Source organism: Amycolatopsis sp. cg5 (genome assembly GCF_041346955.1).
Lineage (GTDB): Bacteria > Actinomycetota > Actinomycetes > Mycobacteriales > Pseudonocardiaceae > Amycolatopsis.
Map to the genome: position 1 here is coordinate 6,172,041 of NZ_CP166849.1, position 18,465 is coordinate 6,190,505.

The 18,465-nt window shown below is 68.1% G+C and carries 15 protein-coding genes; 8 read left to right on the forward strand and 7 right to left on the reverse strand.

The window, feature by feature from the left end; all coding sequences use genetic code 11:
* Positions 1-29 precede the first annotated feature (29 nt).
* Entirely contained in the window at positions 30-1,130 is a 1,101-nt protein-coding gene (locus AB5J62_RS27455) for an NAD(P)H-dependent flavin oxidoreductase (protein WP_370942806.1), read from the reverse strand.
* Positions 1,131-1,134: 4 nt separating this feature from the next.
* The gene (locus AB5J62_RS27460; protein ID WP_370942807.1) at positions 1,135-2,730 is read right to left on the reverse strand and encodes an acyl-CoA synthetase; all 1,596 of its coding nucleotides are present in this window, start codon (positions 2,728-2,730) and stop codon (positions 1,135-1,137) included.
* A gap of 63 nt (positions 2,731-2,793) precedes the next feature.
* Between AB5J62_RS27460 and AB5J62_RS27465 the strand changes: the two genes are divergently transcribed.
* The gene (locus AB5J62_RS27465) at positions 2,794-3,576 is read left to right on the forward strand and encodes a crotonase/enoyl-CoA hydratase family protein (protein ID WP_370942808.1); all 783 of its coding nucleotides are present in this window, start codon (positions 2,794-2,796) and stop codon (positions 3,574-3,576) included.
* 53 nt (positions 3,577-3,629) lie between these two features.
* A complete protein-coding gene (locus tag AB5J62_RS27470) occupies positions 3,630-4,148 on the forward strand; it encodes a hypothetical protein (protein WP_370942809.1) in 519 nt (172 codons plus the stop codon).
* Positions 4,149-4,150: 2 nt separating this feature from the next.
* Here the strand turns inward: AB5J62_RS27470 and AB5J62_RS27475 are convergent, their stop codons facing one another.
* Positions 4,151-5,686 carry an acyl-CoA synthetase gene (locus AB5J62_RS27475; protein ID WP_370942810.1) on the reverse strand — a complete coding sequence of 512 codons (1,536 nt, stop codon included), beginning with the start codon at positions 5,684-5,686 and terminating at the stop codon, positions 4,151-4,153.
* A gap of 89 nt (positions 5,687-5,775) precedes the next feature.
* On the opposite strand from AB5J62_RS27475, the gene AB5J62_RS27480 reads away from it, so the two are divergent.
* Genes AB5J62_RS27480 through AB5J62_RS27490 form a run of 3 tightly spaced genes read left to right on the forward strand, consistent with a single transcriptional unit; the run spans position 5,776 to position 8,922 of the window.
* On the forward strand, positions 5,776-6,747 hold the full coding sequence (locus AB5J62_RS27480; RefSeq protein ID WP_370942811.1) for a Zn-ribbon domain-containing OB-fold protein: 972 nt from the start codon (positions 5,776-5,778) through the stop codon (positions 6,745-6,747).
* Between the two features lie 7 nt (positions 6,748-6,754).
* Positions 6,755-7,753, forward strand: coding sequence for a thiolase domain-containing protein (locus AB5J62_RS27485; protein ID WP_370942812.1), 999 nt, complete (start codon positions 6,755-6,757; stop codon positions 7,751-7,753).
* Positions 7,750-8,922, forward strand: a complete 1,173-nt coding sequence (locus AB5J62_RS27490; RefSeq protein ID WP_370942813.1) for a thiolase domain-containing protein — start codon at positions 7,750-7,752, stop codon at positions 8,920-8,922. Before AB5J62_RS27485 ends, AB5J62_RS27490 begins: the two co-directional genes overlap by 4 nt.
* A 22-nt stretch (positions 8,923-8,944) precedes the next feature.
* On the opposite strand, the gene AB5J62_RS27495 is transcribed toward AB5J62_RS27490, so the two are convergent.
* The gene (locus AB5J62_RS27495) at positions 8,945-9,931 is read right to left on the reverse strand and encodes an Lrp/AsnC family transcriptional regulator (RefSeq protein WP_370942814.1); all 987 of its coding nucleotides are present in this window, start codon (positions 9,929-9,931) and stop codon (positions 8,945-8,947) included.
* Positions 9,932-10,028: 97 nt separating this feature from the next.
* On the opposite strand from AB5J62_RS27495, the gene AB5J62_RS27500 reads away from it, so the two are divergent.
* Positions 10,029-11,369, forward strand: coding sequence for an MFS transporter (locus tag AB5J62_RS27500; protein ID WP_370942815.1), 1,341 nt, complete (start codon positions 10,029-10,031; stop codon positions 11,367-11,369).
* Here AB5J62_RS27500 and AB5J62_RS27505 read toward each other — a convergent pair.
* The gene (locus tag AB5J62_RS27505; protein ID WP_370942816.1) at positions 11,293-12,099 is read right to left on the reverse strand and encodes a transglutaminase family protein; all 807 of its coding nucleotides are present in this window, start codon (positions 12,097-12,099) and stop codon (positions 11,293-11,295) included. The two genes, AB5J62_RS27500 and AB5J62_RS27505, sit on opposite strands and share 77 nt — an antisense overlap.
* A gap of 9 nt (positions 12,100-12,108) precedes the next feature.
* Positions 12,109-13,335 (reverse strand): cytochrome P450, encoded by a 1,227-nt coding sequence (locus tag AB5J62_RS27510; RefSeq protein WP_370942817.1) that lies wholly within the window; start codon positions 13,333-13,335, stop codon positions 12,109-12,111.
* A gap of 257 nt (positions 13,336-13,592) precedes the next feature.
* Between AB5J62_RS27510 and AB5J62_RS27515 the strand changes: the two genes are divergently transcribed.
* A complete protein-coding gene (locus AB5J62_RS27515; protein ID WP_370942818.1) occupies positions 13,593-14,729 on the forward strand; it encodes a steroid 3-ketoacyl-CoA thiolase in 1,137 nt (378 codons plus the stop codon).
* Positions 14,730-14,876: 147 nt separating this feature from the next.
* Here the strand turns inward: AB5J62_RS27515 and AB5J62_RS27520 are convergent, their stop codons facing one another.
* Positions 14,877-16,100 (reverse strand): IS256 family transposase, encoded by a 1,224-nt coding sequence (locus AB5J62_RS27520; RefSeq protein WP_370950337.1) that lies wholly within the window; start codon positions 16,098-16,100, stop codon positions 14,877-14,879.
* A gap of 852 nt (positions 16,101-16,952) precedes the next feature.
* On the opposite strand from AB5J62_RS27520, the gene AB5J62_RS27525 reads away from it, so the two are divergent.
* The gene (locus tag AB5J62_RS27525) at positions 16,953-18,212 is read left to right on the forward strand and encodes a DUF222 domain-containing protein (RefSeq protein ID WP_370942819.1); all 1,260 of its coding nucleotides are present in this window, start codon (positions 16,953-16,955) and stop codon (positions 18,210-18,212) included.
* Positions 18,213-18,465: the final 253 nt, after the last annotated feature.

Sequence of the window (18,465 nt, forward strand, 5' to 3'; positions counted from 1 at the left end):
CTTTACTTCGCGGAGTAAAGCCCGCTTTATCACGGGGCCAGCCTGCGCACGGCCTCTTCGTACCCGGCCACCAGCTCGGCCATGACCTCGCTGACCGGGCGTACGCGGTCCATCCGCCCGACGATCTGGCCGACCGGCATCGACACCACCGTCGGATCACCAGCCGCGTGGATCCTGTTGTGTGCCGGGGAAACCAGCAGATTCTGCAACGGCATCGGCAACGGCGCGGGAGCGTCGGCCGCGGACCATGCCTCGGTCCAGCGGGTCTTGAGCAGACGCGCGGGTTTCCCGGTGTAGATCCGGGTGCGGACCGTGTCGGAGGACCCGGCCTTGACGAGCGCCTCCTGCATCGCCTCGGAGCCTGCCATCGTCTGCGCGTATTCCTCGGTGGCGAGCCAGAACGAGCCCATCCAGACGCCGACCGCGCCGAGCGCGAGCGCGGCCGCGACCTGACGGCCGGAGCCGATGCCGCCCGCCGCGAGCACCGGGACCCGGTCGCCGACGGCGTCGGCGATCTCCGGCACGAGCACCATCGACGCGATTTCGCCGGTGTGCCCGCCCGCCTCATATCCTTGCGCCACAACGATGTCGACGCCGTTCTCGACATGCCGCACCGCGTGCTCGGCCTTGCCGGCGAGCGCCGCGACCGGCACGCCGTGCGCGTGGCACTGCTCGATGACGTCCACCGGCGGCGAGCCCAAAGCGTTGGCTATCAACCGGATCGGGTGCTTCAGCGCGACCTCGACATGCGACCGCGCGACCGAGTGCAGCCAGCCGAGCACGCCGGCGCGCTCGTCGATCTCCTCGGGCAGCGGCGGCACGCCGAGCGCGGTCAGCGTCCGGTCGACGAACTGCCGGTGCTCGTCGGGGATCATCTTCGCGAGGTCGACCGAGGTGCCCTCGGCCGGGATCTTCGCGGGCATCACGATGTCCACACCGTACGGTTTGCCGCCGGTGTTCTCGTCCATCCAGCAGAGCACGCGCTCGAGTTCGGCCGCGTCGTTGAAGCGGACGCAGCCGAGCACGCCCAGCCCGCCGGCCCTGCTGATCGCGGCGGCGACGTGCTCGGACGGGGTGAAGCCGACGATCGGCACGTCGATGCCGAGCCGATCGCACAACGAGGTCCGCATCCGATCAGCTCCTGGCGGGTTCGTGCGTGCGCGCGAACTCCTGCGCCCACGGGTAATCCGGTTTGCCGCTCGGCGTCCGGCCGACCTCGTCGGCGAGCCAGAGCGTGCGCGGCACCTTGTAGCCCGCGACCTCGGTGCGCACGTGCGACTCGATCGCGTCGAAGTCCGCGGTGACGCCGGACCGCAGCTGGACGACGGCCGCGACGCGCTGGCCGAGCCGGTCGTCCGGGATGCCGATGACGAGGGCGTCGAACACGTCCGGGTGCGACTTCAGCGCGCCTTCGACCTCTTCGGGGAACACCTTCTCGCCACCGGTGTTGACGCATTGGGAGCCTCGGCCGAGCAAGGTGACCGTGCCGTCCTCCTCGTACCGCGCGTAGTCACCGGGGATGACGTACCGGACGCCGTCGACCTCCGCGAAGATCTTCGCGGTCTTCTCCGGATCCTTGTAGTAACCGAGCGGGACGTGGCCGCTGCGCGCGATCCGGCCCACCGCACCGGGTTTCGGCTCGACGAGCGCGCCGTCGTCGTCGAGCAGCGCGGCCTCGACGCCGAAGTTCACCCTCGGCCCGGCGGAATGGTCGGCCTCCTTGTTGACCAGGCCCATTCCGGTGAAGCCGCTTTCGGACGAGCCGATGGCGTCGGTGATGACCACGTTCGGCAACATCGCGAGGAAATCCTGCTTGACGCTTTGGGAGAACAGCGCCGCGTGGCTGGAGAGCGCGACGAGTGAGGACGCGTCATAGTCGCCAGCGCGGTAGGCGTCGACCAGCGGGCGCGCCATGGCGTCGCCGACGATCGTGAGGATCTGGACCTTGTGCTCCTGCACGGCTTTCCAGACCTCGTCGGGATCGAACTGCGGCACGAACACCACCGGGCCGCCGCCGAAGAGCGCGCCGAAGGTCGCCCACTGCGCGGCGCCGTGGATGAGCGGCGCGGCGGGCAGCCGGACGAGCGCGCCCGCCTTGCCCTGCTCGGCCTGGGTCCACTCGTCGGCGAGATGCTCGCCGGTGACGAAGTTGATGCCACCGCCGAGGGTGCGCCAGATGTCCTCGTGACGCCAGAGCACGCCTTTGGGATAGCCGGTGGTGCCGCCGGTGTACAAAATGTACAGATCGTCGGCGCTGCGCTCACCGAAGTCACGCTCGGGCGAACCCTCCGCCAGCGCGTCCTCGTACGAGACGCCGCCGGTGCCTTCCGTGCCGTCTTCGATGACGACAACGTGTTTCACTTTTGGCGTCTCGGGCAGCACGGCCGCGACCTTGTCGGAGTACCGCCGTTCGTGTACGAGCGCCACCAGATCGGCGTTGTCGAACAGGTACCTGAGTTCGGCGTGCACGTAGCGATAGTTGACGTTCACCGCGATCGCGCGCAGTTTGTAAGCGGCGAACATGGTTTCCAGCGCTTCGATGGAATTACGGGAATAGACCCCGATGTGGTCACCTTGCCCGACTCCGTGCGCGGCGAGGTGGTGGGCGAGCCGGTTGGCGCGCGCGTCCAGCTGGGCGAAGGTGACCTGCCGGTCACCGCAGCTGACCGCGATGCGATCCGGCACGGCGTCGACGGCGTGCTCGAGGAGATCCGCGATGTTGAGTGCCACTCAGCCAAAGTAGAACATGTTATCGTTTCGGGCAATACTCGCGCAGTTCAAGGAGGTGGCCGAGTGGCCGACGCACTCGTCGAACAGCAGGGGCACACCCTCGTCGTCACGATGAACCGGCCCGAAGCCCGGAACGCGCTGACCGGCGAGATGCTCGGCATCATGGTCGAAGCCTGGGATCGGGTCGATCAGGACGACGAGATCCGCGCGTGCGTGCTCACCGGCGCGGGCGGCGCGTTCTGCGCGGGCGCCGACCTGAAGTCGATGGCGCGCAACTCCCCCGCGGAGTCCCACAAACGGGGGACGTTCGACCCGTCGCGCATCGAAGGCCTGCTCAAAGGCCGCCGTCTCACCAAGCCGTTGCTCGCCGCCGTCGAGGGCGCGGCGATCGCGGGCGGCACGGAGATCTTGCAGGGCACCGACATCCGCGTCGCCGGCGAGAGCGCGAAGTTCGGCGTGTCCGAGCCGCGCTGGGGCCTGTTCCCGATGGGCGGCTCGGCCGTGCGGCTGCCGAGGCAGATCCCGTACACGGTCGCGGCCGACCTGCTGCTGACCGGACGGCACATCACCGCGGCCGAGGCCAAGGAGATCGGGCTCATCGGCCACGTCGTCCCCGACGGCACGGCGCTGGACAAGGCGCTCGAACTCGCGGCCATGATCGCCGCGAACGGCCCGCTCGCCGTCCGTGCCATCCTGCGCACGATCCGCGACACCGAAGGCATGCACGAGGAAGAGGCCTTCAAGCTCGAGTCGCAGTACGGCATCGCCGTCTTCGCGAGCGACGACGCGAAGGAAGGGCCGCGCGCGTTCGCCGAGAAGCGCAAGCCGGAGTTCCGCGGTCGGTAACGAACTGTGGCGAAAAGGTGCGCGGTGAGCCGCTCACCGGCAATCATGAGCGCATGGCGGTGCGGTGGTGGTGGGTGGCGGGGCTGCTGATGCTGACCCCGCTCGCTTCCTGCGCGCAGCCGCAGGGCAACCCGGCGCAGGTCGCGGTCAGCCCGGTCCTGACCGAACTCGCCCCGTTACACCCGGTGATCGAATGCACCAGCGGCGAGTCGGCCGACGACATGCCCTGGCATCAGGTGTACCTGACCATGGCGTTGAACCCCGACCCCGAACCCGCGCTGCGGCGCGCGGCGGCCCGCTTCCGCTATCAGCTCGAACCCGACACCGAGACGATCGCGAACCTCAAGAACCTGCCGGACGCGACCCACTTCTGGCACTACCCCACCGGCGACGACGAGTTCCACCCGACCTGGAGCTACCTGCGCGGCGCCACGCACGGCCGCACGCTGGGCATGGTCATCGCCCGCGACGGCAACTTCAACGCCGCCTGCCAGGACGGCACCCGGTCGGAGCCCGTCCCGCTCGGCAAGGCCTTGGTCATGCTCTCCATGGCCTTCCCGAAACGCCCCTGACCTCAGAGGTATTCGTCGCGAAGGCGGCGTTTGTAGAGCTTGCCGTTGGGGTCTCGCGGGAGTTCGGGGCGGTAGTCGATCGAGCGGGGAAGCTTGAACTTGGCCAAGCGGGTCGCGGCGTAGGCGAGGAGTTCCTCGGTCAGGACGTCGCTGGGTTCGATGCCCTCGGCGGGCTGGATGACGGCCTTGATCTCCTCGCCCCAGTCCTCGTGGGGGATCCCGAACACCGCGACGTCACCGACCTTGGGGTGGACGGCGAGTTCGCCCTCGATCTCGGCCGGGTAGATGTTGACGCCGCCGGAGATGATCAGGTCGGCCTTGCGGTCGTGGAGGTAGAGGTAGCCGTCGGCGTCCAGGTGGCCGACGTCGCCGAGGGTGAACAGGTTGCCGACGCGGGCTTTTTCGGTCTTCTCGCGGTCTTTGTGGTACTCGAAGGTCGCGTCGCCCATGCGCATGTAGACGGTGCCGATCTCGCCGGCGGGCAGCTCGTTGCCGTCGTCGTCGAGGACCTTGATGACCGAACCGGGCCAGGGCAGGCCGACCGAGCCGGGTTTGCGCAGCCAGTCGGCGCCGTCGATGACCGTGCCGCCGCCCTCGGTCGCGGCGTAGTACTCGGTGACGACCGGGCCCCACCAGTCGAGCATCCGGCGCTTGACCTCCAGCGGGCACGGCGCGGCGCCGTGGATCATCACGCGCAGCGAAGACAGGTCGTATTTCGACCGGACGTCGTCCGGCAGCGCGAGAAGCCGCCTGAACTGCGTCGGCACCATATGGCTGTGGGTGACGCGGTGCCGTTCGATCAGGCTCAGCATGTCTTCCGGGTCCCAGCGGTCCATCAAGACCACGGTATGGCCCAGCTGCAAGGAAATCCCGACGAAGTTGAGCACCGCCGTGTGATAGAGCGGCGAGCCGCAGAGGTGCACGTGGTCGTCGAACGGGCCGAGGCCGAAGATGCCGAAGAACCAGGTGGACGCGTACGGCACGGCGTCGGGATCGGCGCCGCTCAGCGGACGGCGGACGCCTTTCGGGCGGCCCGTGGTGCCGGAGGTGTAGAGCATCGGCGACCCAGCCGTCCGGTGTTCCGGGCGGCCTTCGCCTTCGCTCAGATCCTCGATGCTCGCGAAGCCCTCGATCGCGCCGACCGCGAAGCGTCCGCCCGGCGGAATGCCTGCCTCGTCGGCGGCCGCGATGGCGACGTCGGCGAACCGTTCGTGCGCGAGGAAGGCCTTCGCGCCGCTGTCGGACAGGATGTACGCGACCTCGGGCCCGATCAGGTGCCAGTTGACCACCACCACGTACAGCCCGGACTGGATGGCCGCGAAGTACGCGGCGAGCATCTCCGGGCAGTTGGGCTGCAGCACGACGACGACGTCACCGGTGCTCAGGCCGATCGCCCGCAGCCCGCGCGCGTACGCGTTGGCCATGTCGGCGAGTTCCCCGTAGCCGACCTGCGCGCCGTCGGGGCCGACGACGGCGATCCGGTCCGGGCGGCTCGCCGCGATGTTCCACAGTCCGAACGTCTCCGTGGTGGTCGTCATCCGTCAAACCTAGAACGTGTTCCAGTTCAGATCAAGGCTCCGGCCGTGGATCGCTTGCCGCCCGAACGAGAACGTGTTTCACTGCGAAGGTGACCGCACCGCTCTCCGCGCCGCTGGACATCGGCTTCGACTACACGCGCTCGGTCGGCCCCGTGCTCGGCCGCTTCGTCAACGGGTTACGCGAACGCCGGATCGAAGGCGTCCGCGGCACCGACGGGCGGGTGCACGTGCCGCCGGTCGAGTACGACCCGGTGACCGCCGCGCCGCTCGACGAGTTCGTCACCGTCGCCGCCGAGGGGACCGTCGTCTCCTGGACCTGGATGGCGAAACCCCTTGAGGGACAGCCACTTCGGCGGCCGTTCGCCTGGGCGCTGATCCGGCTCGACGGCGCCGACACCACGCTGCTGCACGCCGTCGACGTCAGCCACGACGCCATCCACACCGGACTGCGCGTCCGCGTGCGCTGGGCCGACGAACTCGTCGGCCACATCCGCGACATCGCGTACTTCGTGCCCGTGGACTCCCCCGACACCGAACTCACCGAGCCGCCGCCCCCGGTCGCGAAACGCGACGAGGGCGCGCCGGTCAGCATCGTGATCACGCCGGTGCACCTGCACTACCAGCACTCCGTCTCCCCCGAGGAAAGCCGCTACCTGCGCGCGCTCGGTGAAGGCAGGCTCATCGGCCAGCGCTGCCCCGCGTGCGAGAAGGTCTACATCCCGCCGCGCGGCGCGTGCCCGACCGACGGCGTGCCGACCACCGACGAGGTCGAGCTGCCGGACACCGGCACCGTCACCACGTTCTGCATCGTCAACGTGCCGTTCCTCGGCCAGCGCCTGAAACCGCCGTACGTCGCCGCGTACATCCTGCTCGACGGCGCGGACATCGCGTTCCTGCATCTCGTGCTCGGCTGCGACGCGTCCGAGGTCCGGATGGGCATGCGGGTGCGCGCGGCGTGGAAACCCCGCGAGGACTGGTGGACGTCGCTGGAGAACATCAGTCATTTCGAGCCGAGCGGCGAGCCGGACATGCCGTACGAATCGTTCGCACACCACCTGTGAGGTCACGATGAACGTCGCCGTGGTGGGCTTCGCGCAGGCCCCGCACGTCCGCGAAACGCCGGGCACGACCAACGGCGTCGAGATGCTCGTGCCCATCTTCGCCGAGGTGCTCGGGAAGACCGGATTGTCCAAAAAGGACATCGGGTTCTGGTGCTCCGGCTCGTCGGACTACCTGGCCGGGCGGGCGTTCTCGTTCATCGCCGCGGTCGACGCGATCGGCGCGTTCCCGCCGATCCACGAGTCGCACGTCGAAATGGACGCCGCGTGGGCGCTGTACGAGGCGTGGCTGAAGATCCGGATGGGCGAGGCGGACACCGCGCTCGTCTACGGTTTCGGCAAGTCGTCGGCCGGGCAGCTGCGCCGGGTCCTGTCGTTGCAGCTCGATCCGTACACCGTCGCTCCCTTGTGGCCCGACTCGGTGAGCATCGCGGCCTTGCAGGCCCGGCTGGGGCTGGACGCCGGGTTGTGGACCGAAAAGGACATGGCCGAGGTCGCCGCCCGCGCCGGTATGTCCGATCCGGACGGTCCGTTCGTCGCGGATCCGTTGCGGGCGCACGACATCGCGCCGGTCACCGACGGCGCTTCCGTGGTCGTGCTGGCGTCCGAGGAACGCGCCCGTGACCTGGTCGAACGCCCGGCGATCATCTCCGGCATCGAGCATCGCGTCGACTCGGCCGTGCTCGGCGCCCGTGACCTGACCCGGTCGCCGTCGACCGAAATCGCCGCCAAGGCGCTGGATCTCGACGGCGTCGAACTCGCCGAACTGCACTCGCCGTTCACGCACCAGGAGCTGATCGTGCGGTCCGCGCTGGGACTGGGCGACGACGTGCGGATCACGCCGTCCGGCGGGGCGCTGGTGGGCAACCCGATGTTCGCGGCCGGGCTTTCGCGCATCGGCGAAGCGGCGTCGGCGATTCTCGATGGCACAGCGTCGAAAACACTCGCGCACGCGACCAGCGGGCCCGCGTTGCAGCAGAACCTGGTCGCCGTTTTGGAGGCTCGATGAGCAAGCAGCTCGCCGCGGTGCTCGGCACCGGGCAAACGCACCATCGCGCCAAGCGGACCGACGTGTCGATGCCCGGCCTGCTCCGCGAGGCGATCGACCGGGCCATGCTCGACGCGCAGGTCGGCTGGGACGACATCGACGCCGTGGTGCTCGGCAAGGCGCCCGACCTGTTCGAGGGCGTCATGATGCCGGAGCTTTCGCTGGCGGATTCCCTTGGCGCGGTGGGGAAACCGCTGCTGCGGGTGCACACCGCCGGTTCCGTCGGCGGCTCGACCGCGCTGGTCGCGGCCTCGCTGATCCAGTCGGGTGTGCACCGGCGGGTGCTGACGGTGGCGTTCGAGAAGCAGTCCGAGTCGAACGCGATGTGGGGCCTGTCCATCGCGGTGCCGTTCCACATGCCGGTCGGCGCGGGCGCCGGCGGCTACTTCGCGCCGCACGTGCGTTCGTACATCCGCCGGTCCGGCGCGCCAGAGCACATCGGCGCGATCGTCGCGGCGAAGGACCGTCGCAACGGCGCGCTCAACCCGTACGCGCACTTGCGGCAGCCGGACGTCACGGTGGAATCCGTGCAGGCGTCGCAGATGTTGTGGGATCCGATCCGCTACGACGAGACGTGCCCGTCGTCCGACGGCGCCTGCGCGATGGTGCTCGGTGACGAGGCCGCCGGTGACGCCGTCGAGGGCGGCGCGGCGTGGATCCACGCGACGGCCATGCGCACCGAGCCGACCACGTTCGCCGGGCGCGATCAGGTCAACCCGCAGGCGGGCCGTGACGCGGCCAAGGCGTTGTGGGCCGAGGCCGGGATCACCGACCCGATGTCCCAAGTGGACGCCGCCGAGATCTACGTGCCGTTCTCGTGGTTCGAGCCGATGTGGCTGGAGAACCTGGGTTTCACGGCCGAAGGCGAGGGCTGGAAGGCGACCGAAGCCGGGGACACCGCTTTGGGCGGACGCCTGCCGGTCAACCCGTCCGGCGGCGTGCTGTCGTCGAATCCCATTGGGGCGTCAGGGATGTTGCGCTTCTCGGAGGCCGCCAAGCAGGTCATGGGCCGCGCGGGCGACTACCAGGTCGACGGCGCGCGCGTCGCGTTCGGCCACGCCTACGGCGGCGGCTCCCAGTACTTCTCGATGTGGGTCGTCGGCTCCGCCAAGCCCGGCAAGCGGGGATAAAGCGGGCTTTACTCCGCGATGTTTAGCGGGCTTTATCCCGCGGAGTAAAGCCCGCTTTATCCCCGGGGTGCAAGGGGCCGGCGGCTTTGAGGGTGCGCAGGACCGGGGCCGTCTCCAGAGTGCGGATCGCGTCGAGGGTGCCGAGGCGGTGCGTGAGGTAGTGGTGGAGCGCGCCGGGGTCGGCACACAGAGCGTGGGCCATGAGGTTGGTCGAGCCGGTGGTCGCGGCCACGAACGCGAGTTCGTCGTGCTGGGCCAGTGTGGTGCCGACCTCGTCGAGCTGTCCGGGGGTGACGGCCATCCAGAGCAGCGCTTCGATGGCCGCGCCGAGTAGTGCCGGGTTGATCTCGACGTCGAAGAAGAGTTCGCCGGTGGACTGGAGCGCGGCGAGCCTGCGCGCGACCGTGGCCGAGGACCAGCCGGTCGCGGCGGCGAGGTCGGCGAGGGTGGCGCGGCCGTCCCGGCTGAGCGCGGTGAGCAGGTCGCGGTCGGACGCCGCGAGCAGGCGATCGCCGGGGACGACCTCGAGCGCGAGCCGCTGGTGCTGCTCCTCGGTGAGGCCTTTGAGGTGACCCGGCCATGGGGTCGGGCCGCCGCGGTAAGCGTGCAGGATGTAGTGCGCCGACACCGACGTGATGCTGCTGGCGCGCGGAATGTCGTGGAGCAGCAAGGGATTTCCGCCCGCGGTGCCGGTGTCGACGATGGTGACGATCTCGGTGCCGCCCGAAGCGAGCTTCACCCAGGAGGTGTCGGCGCGCCTGGCCAGCGCGAGTGCGAGGTCTTGCGCGGTGTGCGGGCTCGCGGTGAGCCTGGCGAGCCAGCGTGTCTGCCCGGCGCGGTGCGGTTCGCCGAGGCCGACGACGCGCATGCCGTGCTCGGCGCGCAGGCGCTGGTAGCGGCGGGCGACGGTCTGGGTGGACACGCCGAGCACCTCGGCGATCCGGCTGAAGGGCGCGCGGCCGTCGAGTTGGAGTGCGTGGATCAAGCCACGGTCTACCTCGTCGAGCATGCACACATTCTGCATCGAAGCCGTCGCCAATGGAATAAATCGACAAATCCGCTCAGGTGAGTGGAACACGTCTACAGTGCTCGGCAAGCTCCGGCGCATGACGAATTCCAGGCGCGGGGCGGCGTTGGCCGTCCTGCTGACCGCCGAGGCGATGAACCTGCTCGACGCGACGATCGTGCAGGTCGCCGCGCCCGCGATCGACGCGGATCTGCGCGGCGGCGGCTCGGCCATCCAGTGGTACGGCGCCGCGTACACGCTGCCGTTCGCGGTGCTGCTGATCACCGGCGGGCGGCTCGGTGACCTGATCGGGCGCAAGCGGATCTTCCAGATCGGCGTCACCGGCTTCGTGCTCACGTCGCTGTGGTGCGCGCTCGCCGGATCGGCCGGGCTGCTGATCACCGCGCGGGCCCTGCAGGGCGCGGCGGCCGCGTTGATCATCCCGCAGACGATCGGGCTGATCCGCTCGATGTTCGCCGACCACGAGCTGTCCAGGGCGTTCGGCTGGATCGGGCCGGTCATGGGCCTGTCCGCGGTCTGCGGCCCGCTGCTCGGCGGGGTGCTGACGCACGCCGACCTGTTCGGTTCGTCGTGGCGCGCGGTGTTCCTGGTCAACCTGCCGCTGGGACTTGTGGTGCTGGCCGCGAGCCCGCTGCTGAGTGAGGACAGGGCCGCGCATCGGCCTCGGTTCGACTTCGCGGGCACGCTGCTCGCGAGTCTGGGTACGGGGTTGATCGTGTATCCGCTGATCGAGGGCGATCCACTGTGGACCATCGCAGGGGTCGCGGCGCTGGTCCTCTTCGGACTGCATCAACGGTGGCGGTCACGGCAAGGGCGCAGCCCGCTCGTCGAGCTGAGCCTGTTCCGCGATCACGGTTTCCCGGCCGGGCTGGCGACCGCGCTGCTGTTCTTCGCCATGGTCACCGGGTTCACGCTGGTCGTGGCGTTGCAGGTGCAGCTGGCCGAGCATCGCGACGTGCTCGCCGCCGGGCTGACGCTGGTGCCGTGGTCGGTCGGCGCGGGTGTCGCCTCGGTGATCTCCGGCCGCCTGCTCGTGCCCAGGTTCGGGACCAGGGTGCCGTTCGCGGGACTCGCGATCATGCTCGCCGGGCTGCTCGGCTACGCGCTGGGCGCGCCGACGCTGCTGGTGTGCGGACTCGGGCAAGGGCTGTTCACGTCGGCGTTCTTCACCGCGACGCTGCGCCGGGTCGGCCCGGCGGAAACCGGGTCGGCGGCCGGGCTGCTCAACGCCGTCCAGCAACTCGGCGGCGCGGTCGGGATCGCCTTGCTGGGCAACGTTTTCCTGACTTCCGGGGTGACCGCGGCGTGCTGGGTCGCCGGCGCGCTGCTGGCCGGGACCGTCGTCACGACCGCGGTGCTGACCCGGCCAGTGGGATCAGCGCCGAGCCGTCGTCTTCCGGAAGTCCCGGCTCGGCGGTGACGAACAGCCCGGTGCCGCGGAAGTCGATCTCGCAGCCGCCGAGTGTCGCGACGAACGCGGTGTCCGCGGCGTCGCGGCCGGTGGCGACGCGGACCAGGCTCTGCCTCGGCGCCAGCCGGGTCGCGTCGAAGACGTACCAATGGCCGTCGATCACGGCCTCGAAGACGGCGTGGAAGTCCATAGGGGACAGTCCGGGCGCGTAGACCGAGACGTACCGCGCGGGAATGTCGACCACCCGGCACAGCGCGACGCAGATATGCGCGAAGTCCCGGCAGACGCCCTCCCCCGCCAGCAACCGGTCGACGGCGTCGTCGACCGGGCTGCCCGAACCGACCACATAGGACATCCGGTCGTGCACATAGCCGACGATGGCGTCGACCTTGGCCCGATCACCTTCGAGGTTCCCGAATTCCGCCATGGCGAAGCCCATGCGGTCGGTCGGGCAGTACCGGCTGGGCCTCGTGTAGATGGCGAGGTCCGCGGTGGTGAGCGGCTGGGGTTCAGCGGGCTTGATCTCGCATTCGGCTTGGTAGCGCAGCGAAAAGTCCCTGGCCGGCAGGTCGAAGACGTGCGTGCGGGTGCCGTGCGCGAACTCGACGACCTCCGACGCGAAGGAGTCGGAGAGCGTCAGTTCCTCGCGGTCCGCGCCCGCCGCCGTCGCGAGCGTGAACGCGACGCGGCCGGGCACGGTGACCGACAGGGCGACTTCGGCGTCAATCAGGCAGCGCATCCCGCCATGTTAGGCGTAGCGCACCTGGTAATGCTTGATGCCGTTGAGCCAGCTGGACCGCAGCCGGTCCGGCGGGGACAGCTCGGTGATGTCCGGCATGGCGTCGGCGATGGCGTTGAAGATCAGGTCGATCTCCAGGCGCGCGAGGTTGGCGCCGATGCAGTAGTGCGAGCCGGTGCCGCCGAAGCCGACGTGCGGGTTGTCCTCGCGCAGGATGTCGAACTTCTCGGGCTGGTCGAAGACCTCGGGGTCGAAGTTCGCCGAGCTGTAGAACATGCCCACGCGGTCGCCCTTGCGGATGTTCTGGCCGCCGAGCACGGTGTCGCGGGTGGCGGTGCGCTGGAAGGCGACGACCGGGGTGGCCCAGCGGACGATCTCGTCCGGCGCGGTCTTCGGGCGGCGCTCCTTGTAGAGCTCCCACTGCTCGGGGTGATCAAGAAAAGCTTTCATACCATGGGTTATCGCGTTGCGCGTGGTCTCGTTGCCGGCGACCGCGAGCAGGATGACGAAGAAGCCGAACTCGTCGGAGCCGAGCGCCTCACCGTCCACATCGGCGTGGATGAGCTTGGTGACGATGTCGTCCATCGGGCATTTCCGGCGTTCCTCGGCCATGTTCCACGCGTAGCCGACGAGCTGGGCCGACGCGGTGAGCGGCTCGAGTTCGTACTCCGGGTCGTCGTAGGCGATCATCTGGTTCGACCAGTCGAACAGCTTCATGCGGTCTTCCTGGGGCACGCCGATGAGCTCGGCGATCGCCTGCAGCGGCAGCTCGCACGCGACGTCGGTGACGAAGTCGCCTGAGCCCTTCGCCTTGGCCTCGCTGACGATCTTGTGCGCGCGATCGCGCAGGGCGTCTTCCAGCTTGGAGATCGAGCGCGGGGTGAAGCCCTTGGACACGATCCGGCGCAGCTTGGTGTGCTGCGGGGCGTCCATGTTGAGCAGCACCAGGCGGTTCGCGTTCATCCGGTCTTCGGTCATGGTCTCGTCGAAGCGGATGATCGCGGTCTTCTCGGCCGACGAATACAGCTCGCTGTCGCGCGAGACCTCTTTGACGTCCTCCAGCCGCGTCACCACCCAGTAGCCGTCGTCACCGAAGCCCGCGGTGTTGTGGGGCTGCGGGTTCCACCAGACCGGTGCCGTCTGGCGCAGTTCGGCGAACTCCTCGAGCGGGAGCCGCTGCGCGTAGAGGTCGGGATCGGTGAAGTCGAAACCGGCGGGGATGAGCGGTGCGGCCACGGGACCTCCTGGTCGACGACGCTGTCGCAAACACTGTCCGGACTCGGAGTTGGAACACGTTCTAGACCCGATTAGAGCATACGCCGTTAACCATGGGAAGAGCCCCGAGTGAACGGGGTTTACTTCGCCAATCCGGAGCCGAAACTCCAGGTAGACGCCGGTCTGCCCGCTTGGCGGTTGACCAGGCGGTTCCTTGCACTAAATTAGAACGTGTTCTACTCTCGACTCACTGAGAGTAAGCGGACGAGGAGGTACCCGTGGGCGATCCGGTCATCGTCGATGCCGTGCGCACCCCCATCGGCAAACGCGGCGGCTGGCTGTCCGGCCTCCACGCGGCGGAACTGCTGGGCGCCGCGCAGCGCGGCGTGCTCGACCGGTCCGGGCTCGACCCGGCACTCGTCGAGCAGATCATCGGCGGCACGGTCACCCAGGCAGGCGAGCAGGCGGGCAACATCACCCGCACCGCATGGCTCCACGCAGGCCTCCCGGTCACCACCGGCGCGACCACGATCGACGCGCAGTGCGGCTCTGCCCAGCAGGCGACACATCTCATCGCGGGGTTGATCGCGGCGGGCGCGATCGACGTCGGCATAGCCTGCGGCGTCGAAGCGATGAGCCGGGTGCCGCTGGGTTCCAACCGCGGCACCGACGTAGGCACCCCCCGCCCGGATGCCTGGTCGATCGACATGCCCAACCAATACGGCGCCGCCGAGCGCATCGCCGCCCGCCGCGGCATCACCCGCGCCGACGTCGACGCGTTCGGCGTCGCGTCACAGTCGAAAGCGGCGGCCGCTTGGAACGCCGGGTATTTCGACCGGGAGATCGTGCCGGTGAAAGCGCAGGAGCAACTGGTTTCGCGCGACCAAGGCTTGCGCGAGACGACCCTGGAAGGACTGGCGCGCTTGAAGCCGGTCATGGAAGACGGGGTCCACACGGCGGGCACGTCTTCGCAGATCTCCGACGGCGCTTCGGCCGTGCTGCTGATGTCGTCGTCCAAAGCCCGCGCGCTCGGGCTGCGGCCACGGGCCCGGATCCGTTCTCAGGCATTGGTCGGGGCTGAGCCGTACTACCACCTGGACGGGCCGGTCCAAGCGACCGAACGCGTACTCGCCCGCGCCGGGATGACGATCGCCGACCCCGATCTTTTCGAGGTGAATGAAGCTTTCGCTTCCGTTGTCCTTTCGTGGCAACGGGTTCACGCGCCCGACGAGAGCCGGGTGAACGTCAACGGCGGAGCCATCGCGCTGGGCCACCCGGTCGGGAGCACGGGGGCACGGCTGATCACGACGGCGCTGCACGAACTGGAACGGCGGGACGGCAACACCGCGCTGATCGCCATGTGTGCCGGCGGGGCCATGGCGACGGGCACGATCCTGGAACGCCTCGGCTCGTGAATGCTTGCTTCCCTGAGGGGTCGTGAGTGTTGCCGACGGTTCTGTTGAGCGGAGGCGTGGTGGGCCTGAGCGTCGCGTAGGTGCGACTCCGGCGTTGAGGCCCTGTCATGATTTCCGTGTAAGCCACGGATGATTTCTTCTCTGATTCTAGTGGAGTGGCAGGCGGTCGGGGAAGAGTGCGGCGAGCGTGTTTAGTGCTTGTTTCCAGCCTCGGGTGCCGGTTCCTGATGGTCCGCCTCGGTTGCTGGTGATGTTGCGGAGTCCGAGGTAGAGCAGTTTTGTCGCGGCGGTGTCGCTGTCGAAATGGCCGCGGTTCTTGGTGATTTTCCGGAGCTGGAAGTTGATGTTCTCGATCAGGTTTGTTGTGTAGACGATTCTGCGGAGTTCGGGTGGATAGTCGAGGAATGGGGTGAAGTCGTTCCAGGCGTGTCGCCAGACCTGGATCGCGGCGGGGTATTGTATGCCGAAGTCTTTATCGAACTGAGTGAGTGCGATCTCGGCCGCCTCGAGTGTCGGCGCGGTGTAGATGTCCCGCATGGCGGCGGCGACTTTCTTCCGATCGCCATAGGAAATGAACCGCATGGCGTTGCGGATCACGTGCACGACGCAGGTTTGGACTACGGTGTCGGGAAACGCGCCGCGGATCGCGTCGGGCAGCCCGGTCAGGCCGTCGCAGCAGGCGATCAGGATGTCTTTCACGCCACGGTTGCGCAGGTCGGTGACGACCTTGGCCCAGAACTTCGCCGCTTCGGTGTCGGCGATCCAGAGCCCGAGGGCGTGTTTGCGGCCTTCCATGTCCACGCCGATGGCCAGGTAGGCGACCTTGGAGGTGACCACGCCCTTGTCCTTGACCCGCAGTCGCAGGCCGTCGACATAGAGAATCGGGTACATCTCGTCCAAAGGCCGAGATTGCCACAACGCGATCTCGTCGGTCACCACGTCGGTCACATTGGAGATCAATTCTCGCGACACGTTCACGCCATATACTTCACGTAAATGAGATTCGATATCCCGGGTGGTCATGCCACGCGAATACAGCGACAGGATCGCCTCGTCGATATTACCCAGCCTGCGTGCACGTTTCGGCACGATCGCCGGCTCGAACGAACCGTTCCGGTCACGCGGCACCGCCAGCTCGACCGGACCATTCGAAGTCGACACGGTTTTTGGAGACCTGCCATTCCGGGAATTCCCGGAACCGTTCCCGGCGGGGTCTCCTTTCTCATAGCCAAGATGATGGGTCATCTCGGCGTCCAGCGCCCTTTCGAGCACCGCCTTGGTCATCTGATTTAGCAATTCTTGGGCGCCCAGCGCGCCGCCATTCTCGTACGCGTCTTTCACCAACGCGTCCAGCGTTTCTGGCGGTAGCACGCGCGCGAGCGCTTCGCCGGCTGCGGAGCCCGGATCCCGGTCAGGTGTGTCCTCGGTCACAGGTGGAGCCTTTCTGGGTCGCGGTCAGCGACCCGATCCTGGTCCATCCGTGGCTTACACGGTTGTCATGACACGACCGGCGTTGAAGGCCGCGAGTCGCCTCAGCCTTGCTGAGAATCAGCGGCCGCAGGCCCGACGGAGTTGCTTTGGGGACACCTGACGGCCCACAAGCAACTCCGTCGACCCAGCCTCGCCGACTCCTCGACCACGCCGACCGTGGATGAAGGCTCCCTTCATACCTGGGCCTCGCACCTGGATGAGTGCCGCTTGCGTCGTCCAACGCCGCAAACCGCACTCACCCGCCTCGAACGAGCCCTGCAACCAGTCAAGCGGGTTGACCATTCGGGTTTGAGCTGTTCAACGACGCATTTCCCGCACAGCCACCCCGGCCACGGCCACGGCCACGGCGCCTTTGATCTTCCGCTCAATAACCGTTGGGAACGCTCGCGACTGGGTTCCACTGCTTGGGTCGGGTGGGCTTTGGGGTCGCTAGATGCCCGCGGCCGAGTTCTGTTGCTCGCCTTGGGTTCTGGGTCGTCCTGTCTCTACACGGGCTGCGCGGTAAGGGAAATTAGAGCCTGCCCGCTTTTCCAGCGAGGGCACGGGACAAGAACCCGGCACCGTCAGCGAGCCCCAATCGGTCAAGACCACCGAGACCAACGGCCGCAGACGTCCTGCGGATCCTGCCCCGACGCTGGGTCCGCCGCGCGTCCTCGATTACAAACACTTAGCCTCCAAGAAAGTTGATGTGGCTAGTGGCATGATCCCCTTAACGCGAGTAAGGTGGAGTATGTGATCAGCACAGAATCCCCTGACCTCCAAGCGCTACCCGAGTGGTGGCGTGTGGAGGACGACGCGCTGCTGATGGCGTACGTAGCGCGGGAGAGGGAGAAACGCCGTCTAGACGCCGAGCAAGGCCAGATCCTGGCCGAGGTCGAATCGCGTGGCGTGCGGGATGTGTCCGGCTATGCGACGGTGGCTCAGATGCTGGTGGACTGGGTTCAGATCAAACCCGCCGAGGCGAAAGCCCGCGTGGAGCGCGCTCGCGCCCTCAACCCCCGCCAAGATGGTGGTGCGCAGATCCCGGCGCTCGCCCCTTATGCCGCTGCGGCGGCGTTGAGGGGTGATCTCGGTCCGGCGCAGCTGGATCCGATCATCACCGCGTTGGCCGGACTACCCGCCTCAATCTCGGCGGAGGATCGCGAGACCGGGGAGCACATCCTGGTCGATCTGGCCCGTACCGCCGGGCCGCGGGAGATCACCAAAGCCGCGGCGAACCTGCGCGACCGGCTCGATCCTGATGGGCGTGAGCCGAAAGATCCCGATCCGGTGGCTCCGCGGCGGGAGCTGGAGTTCGTGACCCACCGAGACGGCACCCACGGCCTCAAAGTGAAGACCGACGCCGACACCATCGCCCGGTTGAAAGCGCTGTTGAATCCGCTCGCCAAACCGCGCCCCGCAACCGACGAGGAAGGCCGGGATAGCCGGTCGCAGTGGCAACGCTGGGGCGACGCGTTCACCGAATTCGTACAGATGGGCATCCTCAACCCGGAAATCCCCACCCAAGCCGGGGACAGCGTGCACGTCGTGGTCACCATCAGCCTCGACGAACTCCGATCCGGCATCGGACAAGGCCGACTGGACCTGGTCGGCGACATCAGCGCCGCCGAAACCCGCCGCATGGCATGCGACTGCAAAGTCATCCCCGTCACCCTCGGCTCCGACGGCCAGCCCCTGGACGTCGGCCGCGAGCAACGCCTCGCCACCCCGGCACAACGGCGAGCACTGGCCATCCGCGACCGCGGCTGCGCCTTCCCAGGCTGCGACGCGCCACCGCAGCAATGCACCGCCCATCACATCATCTTCTGGGCACACCACGGCGAAACGAAAATCGACAATCTCGTACTGCTCTGCAGCCGCCACCACCGACTGATCCACCACAGCGAATGGGACGTCCGCATCGCCGCCGACGACCATCCGGAGTTCATCCCACCAGCATTCATCGACCCCACCCGAGCGCCTCGCCGCAACACCATGCACGCCCGAGCTTGAATCACGGCCGTGCGGCCCGGACCGGAAGCCTGGCCACACAGGTGCCAAGGCCCCGGTCACATCGCCCGAACTTGAATTCCGGCTGCGCGCTCGAACCCGAAGCCCGGCCGCACCTGACCCTCGGCTGCCTGCTCGAGCTTGAAGCCTGGCCGAGCCAGCCGACCTTGAACCTCGGCCGCACTCTTGTGGCCAGGACGCGACCCCTTTCCCAAAGCAGCCCGACATCCAGCAAGCCCAAGCCGCGAGCGACTAA